This is a genomic window from Paenibacillus catalpae (assembly GCF_900112695.1).
In the GTDB taxonomy this organism is placed as follows: Bacteria; Bacillota; Bacilli; order Paenibacillales; family Paenibacillaceae; genus Pristimantibacillus; species Pristimantibacillus catalpae.
Window position 1 is genome coordinate 987,399 of sequence record NZ_FOMT01000002.1, and the last position, 12,410, is coordinate 999,808.

At 48.8% G+C, this 12,410-nt stretch carries 8 protein-coding genes; all 8 read left to right on the forward strand.

Going from position 1 to position 12,410, the window contains the following annotated elements; all coding sequences use genetic code 11:
• The first annotated feature begins 4 nt into the window (after positions 1-4).
• The 8 genes from BM200_RS12130 to BM200_RS12165 all read left to right on the forward strand — a co-directional run bounded on the left by BM200_RS12130 (position 5) and on the right by BM200_RS12165 (position 12,397).
• A complete protein-coding gene (locus BM200_RS12130; protein ID WP_091185522.1) occupies positions 5-1,573 on the forward strand; it encodes a response regulator transcription factor in 1,569 nt (522 codons plus the stop codon).
• A 13-nt stretch (positions 1,574-1,586) separates the two neighbouring features.
• Positions 1,587-3,368, forward strand: coding sequence for a sensor histidine kinase (locus BM200_RS12135; RefSeq protein ID WP_175532839.1), 1,782 nt, complete (start codon positions 1,587-1,589; stop codon positions 3,366-3,368).
• Positions 3,369-3,528: 160 nt separating this feature from the next.
• Complete coding sequence (locus tag BM200_RS12140) at positions 3,529-4,836, forward strand: ABC transporter substrate-binding protein (protein ID WP_091185526.1); 1,308 nt, start codon at positions 3,529-3,531, stop codon at positions 4,834-4,836.
• Positions 4,837-4,985: 149 nt separating this feature from the next.
• Positions 4,986-5,861 carry a carbohydrate ABC transporter permease gene (locus BM200_RS12145; protein WP_091186297.1) on the forward strand — a complete coding sequence of 292 codons (876 nt, stop codon included), beginning with the start codon at positions 4,986-4,988 and terminating at the stop codon, positions 5,859-5,861.
• The gene (locus tag BM200_RS12150) at positions 5,854-6,672 is read left to right on the forward strand and encodes a carbohydrate ABC transporter permease (protein WP_091185528.1); all 819 of its coding nucleotides are present in this window, start codon (positions 5,854-5,856) and stop codon (positions 6,670-6,672) included. The genes BM200_RS12145 and BM200_RS12150 overlap by 8 nt, the downstream gene beginning before the upstream one ends.
• A 219-nt stretch (positions 6,673-6,891) precedes the next feature.
• Positions 6,892-9,942 carry a beta-galactosidase, LacZ type gene (lacZ, locus tag BM200_RS12155; RefSeq protein ID WP_091185530.1) on the forward strand — a complete coding sequence of 1,017 codons (3,051 nt, stop codon included), beginning with the start codon at positions 6,892-6,894 and terminating at the stop codon, positions 9,940-9,942.
• A 561-nt stretch (positions 9,943-10,503) separates the two neighbouring features.
• Positions 10,504-11,508 (forward strand): LacI family DNA-binding transcriptional regulator, encoded by a 1,005-nt coding sequence (locus BM200_RS12160; RefSeq protein ID WP_175532840.1) that lies wholly within the window; start codon positions 10,504-10,506, stop codon positions 11,506-11,508.
• A 16-nt stretch (positions 11,509-11,524) separates the two neighbouring features.
• Entirely contained in the window at positions 11,525-12,397 is an 873-nt protein-coding gene (locus tag BM200_RS12165) for a carbohydrate ABC transporter permease (protein WP_091185534.1), read from the forward strand.
• Positions 12,398-12,410 lie beyond the last annotated feature (13 nt).

Genomic DNA, 12,410 nt, shown 5'->3' on the forward strand with positions numbered 1-12,410 from the left:
CAACATGTCAAACTACTGCAAGCTGCTGATTGTTGATGACGAAGCCTTGATACGGCAAGGCATCAAGCACTACATGAATTGGGAGCAGGAAGGCTTTCAGATCGTAGGAGAGGCTTCGAACGGGAAAGAGGCGCTTGAGCTTATCGCGGAGCTGCAGCCGCATATTGTGCTGACGGATCTTGTCATGCCGATCATGGACGGCGAAGAGCTGACTCGGCAAATCAAGCTGCAATACCCGGATATTGAAGTGATTGTCCTTAGCAGTTTTGGAGATTTCGATTACGTGCGTTCCACCTTCCAGAGTGGCGTACGAGACTATATATTAAAGCCCAAACTCGACACAGGTCACATGCTGAATGTGCTGAAAGCCGTTGCCGATAAAATACCGTCTTTACATGGCGATGAGCAGGCGGTGAATCAGGGGCCATCCCTTGACTTTGTCTTAGAGAAGCTGCTATCCGGTTACGAGATGGACGACCAGCAGATCAAGACAGAGCTGGCCGATCATTTTCCTCATAGCGCCTTCTGCCTTCTTGGCGTCGATCTGCGCGGGAGGACGATCTCGAAGGAGCAGGTGAATGCGATCCGGCAAACGATGCTGGATGAACTGGACAAGCAGGCATTGCATGCCGATCAGCTGGTGTACCATGTGCTGAAAGCAGAAGCGCCAATGATTATGCTCCTCCTCAATTTGGACTATACGATGCTGAGTCTGCTGCCCTACTGGGGGAGGACGATGGCCAGCTCCATTGATCAGGTGAAGCTGGATGTGGCTGTTGTGGTTAGCGAGCCTTTTTCGGCGATTACCGAGCTTGAGCAAGCGCACAAGACCAGTCTGCTGAAAATGATGGACTACGCCTTTTATTTCCCGGACAAGCATCTGCTGTTGTTCCATGAGTTCCCGGAAACGGTACAGGCTGCGGAGCCTTTTAACCTAAACAGCTTCACGGAATCCTTCAAGCGCGAACGGTTTGACACGGCGTTTGATTATTTGCACGAGCATCTCGAATTGTTCAAAACGAACTATACGACGGATGTATTTGAATTCAAGTCCTTCCTAAGCAACGTTATTTTTAATATTACGGTACTTCTGGGCAATATGAACTACAGCACACAGCAGCTGGAGACGAAGAAATACTATTATTTCAAAGCGATCGAAGAATCCCGGAATGCGAATGCGGCAGCGGAGCTGCTGACGGAATTTATTGAGGAGGCGAAGCTCTGCATCGCCGAGAAAGCCGAGCAGTCCGGCAATGCCAATATGAAGCGGCTGCTCGATTATATTCATGAGCATTATGCAGAGTCGCTTAATTTGACGGAGATGGCAAAGCATTTTCATTTTAACCCGTCGTATTTGTCGAGCTATTTCTCTACCCATCATAACGAAGGCTTTGTAGATTACCTTCACAGGGTGAGACTGGAGAAAGCATCGGAGCTGCTGCGCGCGGGAGAAGCTTCAATATCGGAGATCAGCGGGATGGTCGGCTATTCGGATCACAGCTATTTCTGCAAAGTGTTCAAGAAGCATACCGGCTTATCGCCAAGCCGCTACCGGCAACAATCCCTAAGATGAGTGAGTGATAGCTTTGAGAAATGTACTCGACCGATTCAAATATAACGGCTTGTTCGTCAAGATGTTTATCATTATGGTGGCGAGCATCGTGGCCGTATCTATTACAGCGACATGGACGACGATGAACGTGTCCGGACGCGTCTTTATGGAAACCTTCAGCATTACGAATTCGAAGATCATCGCGCAGATCAGAACCGGCATGGACTCTTTCAATTATTCCATTGTCCTTACCTCGAACAAAATAGCCCAAAGCGGAACGATCAGGCAGTTTCTGACGGAGGGAGGCGGCGACTCGAGCACCATGGTGGGCAGCTACTTTCAGATGGGACAGCAGATGAACCGGATTCGCTCCAGTGTGGACGCCTATGAGGTAGGGATTACGGTAACGGGTGTTAACGGCCGCCGTTACTCGACAGACCGTTCATACTGGCCGGTACCCGATGACGCGCTTGCGAACCATCCCATAACGAAACGTTCGCTCGCCGAACCCCGCAAGTTGATGTATTCCTATGACGATGCGGAAGTCTCCGGAACTCCGGGCATAGAACCAACAATCATTGCATCCAAAGCACTCGTTGACCGAAGCGGCGCGGTTTACGGCATGGTGTATTTTGCTGTACGCGAGCCTTACTTCGCCCGGTTCTATGACAGCAACACGAGTCTCGGGAATGATGTAGCCGTTATGGACAAACGAGGGACGATTGTGTCCTCGAACCGGAATGATTGGATCGGACAGCGTTCTCCCGATCTTCTTCAGTATGCCATGGAGATTGATGAGAAGAATCTGGATTACAAAAATGCCGATATTATGGGCAAGGACCATCTTCTCTTGTCGGAGCATATTGCCGGATTAGATCTGTATATGGTCAATGTTATCGATAAGAAGAAGGTCCTGGGTCAATTGACGGATACGAAGCAGATTGCCTTGCTTGTAATGGCCATTATAGCCGCAGCGGTTATTATTGTTTTCTTAATCTCGAGCCGCATGACCAAATCTTTGACCCGGCTTGTAAAACAGATCTCAACGATCTCCAAGTATGAGTTCGACCGTCATGTGAAGGTAGACGGCAGCTATGAGACACGGCAGCTTGGCATTGCTTTTAACGCGATGATCGATGAGCTGAATGACTATGTCAGCAAGCTTGTAGAGACGCAGAAGCAGCAGCGCAACGCGGAGCTGGAAGCGCTGCAGCAGCAGATTAATCCTCATTTTCTATATAATACGCTCGCGTCTGTTAAATTCATGGTGCAGCAGGGCAATAAGGAAAAAGCAGCCGAAACGATTAATGCGCTGATCTCCCTGCTTCAGAACGCCATTGGCAACGTCAGCGAAATGATTACGGTACAGCAAGAGCTGGATAATATGAAGAATTATGTATTCATCAATCAGGTGCGGTACGGCGAGCGGATTCGCGTCAGCTATTTCATTACGCCGGATTGTCTGGAATACCGGATTCCGAAGCTGATGATCCAGCCTTTTATCGAGAACGCGTTCTTCCATGCTTTTAATGAGAAATCGGAAGGTTATATTTACATTATGGTCGCTCAGGAAGGCTCTTCATTGGTCTGTGAAGTTGTCGATAACGGCGATGGCATGAACATTAACGGAGGAATTCCTAAGCAGGTGAGCAAACGTCAGTTGTTCAGCGGCATTGGTGTTCGCAATGTAAATGACCGGATTAAATTGTTGTTTGGGGAAGAATACGGCGTGACCATTACAAGCGAGATAGGGGAGGGTACCCGGGTAAAAATCCGGATTCCGCTGCTTCAATCTAATAATGATCCAAATTTCTAAAGATTGTCCTAGTGCGAATAGACCACTTTCAAGCAACTCATAATAATATGACAATTCGTTGTAAAGATCGTTCTAACGAGCGCAATGGTGGGAATGCTATCATTAAAATCGTAAGACGGAAAACGCTTACAACACACATACAGATACGGAGGTCTTGAAAGTGAAGAAATTAATCACTGTACTTGCTCTTAGCGCGGTCGCTCTGTCGGCTTGTTCGTCCAACTCGGACAGCAACACGAATAACGGCGCAAACAGCGGCGGAGACAAAGCTGATTCTACAAGCAAAATTACCGTTTGGGCATGGGATCCTAACTTTAACATCAAAGCGATGAACCTGGCGAAAGACGCTTATGCGGCTACTAACCCGGATCTTACTATTGATGTTATAGAGAATGCTCAGAACGATATCGTTCAAAAGCTGAATACGGGCATGAGCTCCGGTACGACTAAAGGTCTGCCGAACATCGTACTTATTGAAGACTACCGTGCACAAAGCTTCCTGCAAGCTTACCCGGATATGTTCTACGATCTGAGCAGCGTCATTAAATCAACTGACTTCGCTGATTATAAGCTTGGACCAACAAGCGTTGACGGCAAATACTATGGCGTTCCATTCGACTCCGGCGTTGCAGGTCTATATGTAAGAACGGACTACCTGGAGAAAGCCGGTTACAAAATTGATGATCTTCAAGACATCACTTGGGACCAATACATCGAAATCGGCAAGAAAGTGAAAGAAGCTACAGGCAAGGACTGGATCTCCCTTGATCCGAACGATCTCGGCATCATCCGCATGATGATTCAATCCGCTGGTTCTTGGTACCTGAACGAAGACGGCAAAACGCCTAACATTGCAAACAACGCTGCAATGAAAGAAGCTTTCGAAGTATACAAAAACATGATGGACGCCAACATCGTGAAAATCCACTCCGACTGGAGCCAATTCGTAGCGAACTACAACAACGGTGACGCTGCATCGGTTCCAACGGGCAACTGGTTCACTCCTTCCATCACAGCCGAAGCTTCGCAATCCGGCAAATGGGCAATCGCTCCAATGCCTAAGCTTGCAAAACAACCTAACTCCGTACATGCAACTAACCTTGGCGGCAGCTCGTGGTACGTTCTGAACGTTCCGGGCAAAGAAAAAGCAGCTGAGTTCCTGAAAGCAACTTTGGGCTCCGATGTTGATCTGTACCAAAAACTCGTTACTGACGTAGGTGCAATCGGTACTTACAAACCAGCAACAACTGGTGAAGCTTACACTTCTGCTAGCGAATTCTTCGGCGGTCAAAAAATCGTACAGGATTTTGCAAAATGGACGAACGAAATTCCTAGCGTAAACTACGGCATGCACACTTACGCAATCGAAGACATTCTGGTTGTTGAAATGCAGAACTACCTGAACGGCAAGAAGATTGACGATGTTCTGAAAGATGCACAAGCACAAGCTGATTCGTCAGTAAAATAAAGAGAAAAATTGACCTTGGAACATGGTCCTCCGCGTTCCGCCGCCAAGTTTAAGGGCGCGCCCTGCGGGGGGCATGCTCCAAGGTCTTTATTATGATCGCTCATGATAGGAAGGAGCTGGCTGCCGCTGTGAGTAAAGTAAAAACAAACATGAATATTAACGCGAAAACAAGCGCGATCGGCTGGTCGTTTATTGCGATAGCTGTCATTATGATTTGCGCCTTTTACTTCTACCCGATGATCAAAGCGTTAAACCTGTCGTTCCAATCCGGAACAGGCACAAACCTCTCGTATGTTGGTGGAGACAACTACGCTAGGCTGTTTAAAGACCAGACTTTTATTACCGCACTGAAAAACACATTTATTTTCTTGATAATCCAAGTACCGATCATGATCGTGCTTGCCATGTTTATCTCGGTATTGCTCAATGACAGCAAGCTGAAATTCAAAGGATTTTTCCGTACGGCGATCTTCTTGCCGGCTGTAACATCGCTTGTTGCCTATTCGGTTATTTTCAAATATCTGTTTGGCAATGACGGTTTGATTAACTCGCTGCTGACCAATCTGCATTTGATTGATGCGCCTATTCAATGGATCACTGACCCGTTCTGGGCTAAAATTACGATTATTATCGCCATTACCTGGCGTTGGACCGGATATAACATGATTTTCTATCTGTCTGCCCTGCAAAATATCGATAACTCGATTTATGAAGCAGCACGGATCGACGGCGCTTCCGCGTTCCGTCAATTCAGCCAGATCACGATTCCGCTTCTCAAGCCGATTATTTTGTTCACCTCGATCACTTCGACCATCGGTACGCTGCAGTTGTTCGATGAGGTTATGAACATTACGAAGGGCGGACCGGGCAACTCGACCATGACGCTGTCGCAGTATATTTATAACCTTTCGTTTAAATATACGCCTGACTTTGGTTATGCCGCGACTGTCTCGTATGCCGTTGTTATTCTCATTGTAATCTTCTCGATTCTTCAGTTTAAACTGGCAGGTGATAAAAATGGCTAAACGGATATTCACCTATGTGTTCCTGAGCATTGCAGCCATTGTTTCGATCTTCCCATTCATTTGGATGATTATAAGCGCAACCAACAAATCGGTTGACGTAACGAAGGGCACTTTGCTGCCGGGCTCCAGCCTTGGAGCTAACTGGTCCAAAATTATGGACCAGGTCGATCTTGGACCGGCATTACTTAATTCAGCGAAAATCTCGATTTCGACAACCATTCTTGCCCTGCTTATTGCTTCGCTTGCCGGCTATGGCTTTGAGATTTTCCGCAGCAAGGCAAAAGACGTTGTCTTTAACATCCTGCTCTTGTCGATGATGATTCCATTTGCAGCTTTGATGGTGCCGCTCTACCGGATGTTTGGTACAATTACACAGAATATACCTGCTATCGGAATCAATACGATGACGGCAGTTGTGCTGCCATCAGTGACGACGGCATTCCTGATTTTCTTCTTCCGTCAAAGTACGAAGATGTTTCCGAAGGAAATGCTCGAAGCAGGTCGAATAGATGGATTAAACGAAATTGGCGTATTCTTCCGTATTTATGTTCCAACGATGAAAACATCGTATGCGGCAGCCGCCATTATTACGTTTATGTCCAGCTGGAATAACTACCTGTGGCCGCTTGTTGTGCTGCAGTCGCCTGAGAAACGGACGGTTCCGCTTCTGATCTCGAACCTGGGTTCCAGCTATTCACCGGACTATGGCGTGAACATGCTTGTTATCCTGATCGCGACGCTGCCAACGGCCATTGTCTTCTTCCTGATGCAAAAGCATTTTGTCGCGGGAATGACAGGATCGGTGAAATAGGGTCGTACGTAATGAATCATCACGATGGCCGAGCAATGGCCATCTGTGGTGATAATTCATTAAGCTAATGCTTACGAAGTATGAATCATCACGATGGCCCCCAATAGGGCCATTGTGGTGATAATTCATTAAGCAGATGCTTACGAAGTATGAATCATCACGATGGCCCCCAATAGGGCCATTGTGGTGATAATTCATTTTAGGGAGGAAAAAACAAGAATGAAAGCAACAAGGGCAGACATCAATTGGCTCAGCGATCCTACGGTTTATCGAGTAAACCGTCTGGACGCGCACTCCGATCATCGGTATTACCGTACGATGGAGGAAGCGGAGAGCAAAGCGCCAATGGCGATGCGCCATGAACTGAACGGCGGTTGGAAATTCAGCTATGCCGTAAATGCGGCGAGCCGAATTGAAAACTTCTATAAACAGGACTTTGATTGCACTGGCTGGGATGACATTCAAGTGCCCGGGCATATTCAGATGCAGGGCTACGGTCAATTGCAATATGTAAATACAATGTATCCTTGGGACGGCCTGGACGCTGTTCGTCCTCCGGCTATTCCCGTAGTGAGCAATCCGGTTGGAAGCTATGTGAAGCATTTCCGCAAGCCGGAATCGATGAATGGACCCGTCTATATCTCGTTCCAAGGCGTGGAATCCGCTTTCTATGTATGGCTGAACGGTGAGTTCGTGGGCTATGCGGAAGACAGCTTCACTCCTTCGGAGTTTGACCTGACACCGTTTATCCGTGAAGGAGACAACAAGCTTGCGGTGGAAGTGTACCAGCGCAGCTCGGGCGCATGGCTTGAGGATCAGGATTTCTGGCGTTTCTCGGGGATTTTCCGCGACGTCTATTTGTATACCGTGCCGGAAATCCATGTGCGAGATTTGTTTGTTCATGCGGAACTGGATGACAGCTACAAGCAGGGTACTCTGAAGGTTGATTTGGAGCTGCTGCAGCAGGCTTCGGCACAAGTGAAGCTGGAGCTGAAGGATGCTGACGGAGCGGTAGTCGCCGCAGGCGAAGGCGCCTTTGTTAATGGCAAGCTGTCACTTGCCGTAGATGCAGGAGAAGTGAAGCCGTGGAGTGCGGAGTCGCCGTACTTGTACAGCGTATGCTTGTCCGTATTGGACGCGCAGGGCGAACGGGTTGAAGCGATCGTGCAAAAGACAGGCTTCCGCCGCTTCGAAATGATCGATAAAGTGATGTGCCTGAATGGCAAACGGATCGTATTCAAAGGCGTAAACCGCCATGAATTTAACGTTCGCCGCGGCCGTGCGATTACGGCTGAGGACATGGTGTGGGACATCAAGACAATTAAGGCTAATAATATGAACGCTGTTCGTACTTCGCATTACCCGAACCAAACGCTCTGGTACGAGCTGTGTGACGAATACGGCATTTATTTGATCGATGAGATGAACTTGGAGTCGCATGGTTCTTGGCAAAAGATGGGCGCCGTTGAGCCGTCCTGGAACGTGCCGGGCAACCTGCCGGAATGGCAAGGTTCGGTTCTTGACCGTGCAGAGTCGATGCTGGAGCGGGACAAAAACCATCCGTCCATCCTGATCTGGTCTTGCGGCAATGAATCATATGCAGGCGAAGTGATCCTGAATGCGACGAAGTACTTCCACGCCAAGGATCCTAGCCGTCTTGTCCATTATGAAGGTGTATTCCATAACCGCGATTATGATGCGACAAGCGACATGGAAAGCCGGATGTACGCAAAGCCGGCGGACATTATGGAATATCTGGAGAGCAATCCTTCGAAGCCCTATATCAGCTGCGAATATATGCACGCGATGGGCAACTCGGTTGGCGGCATGCACAAATACACCGAGCTGGAGCAGAAATATCCGATGTATCAGGGCGGTTTTATTTGGGATTACATGGATCAGTCCATTATGACCAAGGACCGCTATGGCAAGGAGTTCTTCGCTTACGGCGGCGACTTTAATGACCGTCCGACGGACTACAGCTTCTGCGGCAACGGCATTGTGTTCGCTGACCGCCGCGTAACGCCTAAGATGCAGGAAGTGAAGTTCCTGTATCAGAATGTGAAGCTTGTTCCTTCGCGTACCGGCATTAAGGTAATCAACGAGAACCTCTTCGTGAATACAAATGAGTGGGCATTGTCCGTGCGTCTGTACCGCGATGGCGTTGAAGTGTTCAGCACGACAACTGAAGTGTCGGTTGAAGCGGGAAGCGAAGGGGAAGTGCCGCTGACTCTGCCAGAGGCGGTAACGAATATTGCCGGCGAATATGCGGTTCATGCTGCGCTTGTTTTGAAGCAGGATGAGCTGTGGGCGGAAGCAGGCCATGAAGTGGCTTTTGGCGAAGCTGTATTCATTGTTGCCGAGGAAGCAGCGGCTGTACCTGCAGGCTCGATTCGCGTTGTCGAAGGCGACGTGAATATCGGGGTAATGGGCGACGGCTTTATCATTCAGTTCTCGAAAGGTGTCGGCTCGCTGGCATCGGTCCGTTATGGCAGCCGCGAGTTTATCGCAGCGCCTCCGGTACCACAATTCTGGCGTGCACAGACTGATAACGACAAAGGTTATGCCCAAGGCTATGATGCAGGTCTGTGGTATGCAGCAAGCCTGGCGCGCAAATGCCTGAAGGTTGACCTTGATGTCGCTGCGTCCGGTGACCAAGTGACGGTTGCCTTCGAATATGGCTTCAGTATCAGTGCCGAGCTGCGTGTACGCACAACGTATACCGTGCTTGCGGATGGCAGCATTGAAGTGAAGACGGATTACAAAGGTGCAGCGGGTCTTCCGAATGTTCCGGTCATTGGCCTGACGTTCAAGCTGTCCGCTGATTATGATCAGACCGAGTGGTATGCGATGGGTCCGGAAGAGAACTACATCGACCGTGCATTTGGCGCACGTCTTGGTAGCTTCAGCCGTGCGGTGAAGGAGCTGCCAACTCCTTATCTTGTCCCGCAGGAGACAGGTAATCGTACGGGGGTACGCAGCGTCCGCATCACCGACAACCAAGGCTTTGGCCTGCAGCTAGCTGCTTCGCCTTCGGCACCGGTGGAATGCAATGTTTCGCCGTACACCGCGTTTGAGCTGGAGAATGCCGCTCATTGGTACGAGCTGCCGCAGCCTCATTACACGGTTGTGACCGTCGCTGGACGCCAAATGGGCGTTGGCGGCGACGACAGCTGGGGAGCTCCGGTTCATCCGGAATACCAGATCCCGGCTGATCAGGATATGAGCTTCACGTTTACCATTTCCGCGGTTGACCGTCGTACGAAATAGATTCATTCGAAATAGTGGTTGTTCCTAGCGGGACAGCCTCTATTTTTTTCGCGCAGGTGTATGAAAGGTTGGATTCAGCCGCACATTTACCGCCGTTAACCCGAATTGTCGAGGCGGTGTGAAGCCATCTCAATCGAGAGGTTTTTTAATGTAGGGTTGACAGCATGTGATGTAAGCGCTATTATTGTCTCATCACTAATTAAGTTGATTTTAGGAACGTTCCCATTTAGTTGAATTGTCTATCTTTAAAGATTCGAAGGGAACGAGCTATGTTGATCGAGAGAGGAAATGCGAGTTGTTTTCCTTCATTTTGGGAACGTTCCCAAAATGAAAAACTTACAACAATGTAAAAGAGATATCGGTTAACGATAGCGAGCATTTCATATGGCAGCCGATAAATTCTTAATCCATCCGGAACCGTTTTTCGTTTTTTGGGAACGTTCCCAATTTTAAAAGTATCTTTAATCCACCTCTTTTTGGTAAAATGGGAACGTTCCCAAAAAAAGTATTGGCAAGAATGTAACATCCTTGGGAAACGATAACAGAAATGAGTGATTGCAAGTGGCGCCAACGATTCATGATGTGGCAAGATTGGCCGGAACGTCCAAAAGCACCGTATCCCGCTATTTAAATGGACAACAGGTTAAAAAAGCAACGCAGGAAGCACTGGAGAAGGCGATCAAGGAACTGAATTTTCATCGAAACGCCAATGCGCGCAGGCTGGTCCTGGACAGGACGAATATTATCGCAGTCGTCGTCGACAACATTTCAAATATATTCTATTCCGGCATCATTCGAGGAATTGAAACGGTTGCGAATATGAAAGGCTACAATTGCATCTTTCTTAGCTGGACGTCCAATTATGAGGATGAGATTTCGTTTCTTAATATGCTTTACGAAGGCCAGGTGGATGGCGTCATTCTCGTCAGCTTCCAAAAGAGGACCAGGGAGGATCTGGTGCTGATCAGGGATTCCGACTATCCGATTGCGCTCATTGGCGATCATGGGGAAATGAATGATATTTTCTCCGTCGACGTGGACAACGCGGCAGGAGTATACGAAATCGTTGAATATTTGCACGGCCTCGGCCATCGCGATATCGCTTACATTTCAGGTCCCGATCATGCGGCCGCGAACAAATACCGTTTCAAAGGGTATCTGCAGGCAATGGAAACGCTGGGCATGAACTACCATCCCGAATGGGTTGTTCAATCCGACTGGAGCAATCAAGGCGGGTATCAGGCGATGCAGAAGCTGCTGCAGGCGAAAGGCTTTACTGCCGTCGTTGCTTCGAACGACGAGACGGCAATCGGAGCGCTGCGCGCCACGCAAGAACATGGCATTAACGTGCCTAAGCAGATGTCGATTGTCGGTTTTGACGACATTACGATTTCGGAATGGGTCTATCCGTCGCTCACCACCGTCAGACAGCCGTTTCAGGATATTGGCATGAAGGCGGCCCATGGCTTGTTCCAAAAAATCGAAGACAACGAAAACGCCGAACCAGACAATCATTACTTACTAAAGCCAAGGCTTATCATTCGCGATTCCTGCGGAAAATTATAGAAAGAGGTGAGAGAGAATGGGCTCGAAGATAAACAAAACGCATTACGGCTATTATTTCATCGCGCCTTTCTTCATCGGGTTTGCCGTATTCGGTTTGGCTCCGATTCTGTATACCTTGTACTTAAGCTTCATGAAATGGGACGGCTTCAACGATCCCGTCTATGTCGGAGTTGCAAACTACACGCGGCTGCTGCATGACAGTTTCTTCTATCAAACCATTTGGAACACGCTCATTATTTGGGTGTTATCGAATGCGCCTCAGCTCGTCCTGGCGTTGCTGCTGGCACTGATCCTGAACGAGAAATTCATTCGGGGCAAACATTTCTTCCGTGCCGTTTATTTTTTTCCGCACATCATTACACCGGTTACGCTTGGCGTTATCTTTAGTCTCATGTTTGATTGGCAGACGGGCAGCATCAACAAGCTGCTGATGAATCTCGGGATCGTCAACGATCCGGTCAACTGGTTCAATAGCCCGTGGTGGTCGCGCGTCATTGCTTCAGCGGTCATCTGCTGGCAGTACTTCGGCTTCAATATGATTGTATTCATCGCCGGCTTGCAGTCCATCCCGAGCGAGGTTTACGAGGCGGCGGAGATGGACGGTGCAACGAAAAAGCAAACGGCGCTGCATATCACGCTTCCGCTGCTTCGGCCGGTCTTCTTGTTCGTATTCATTACCTCCGTCATCGGCGGACTCCAGCTGTTCGATGCACCGCTCATGCTAGGAGACGGCCCGGGGAACACTTCGCGGACGATGGTCATGTACTTGTACCAAACGGCATTCAAAAACTTCGATTACAGTTACGGCGCAGCGGTCGCTTACGGCATTTTCATCGTCGTCATGTTTTTTACGGCAATTACCGCCAAAGCATCAAGGCTGAAGGATTAAGGAGGCGCAGCAC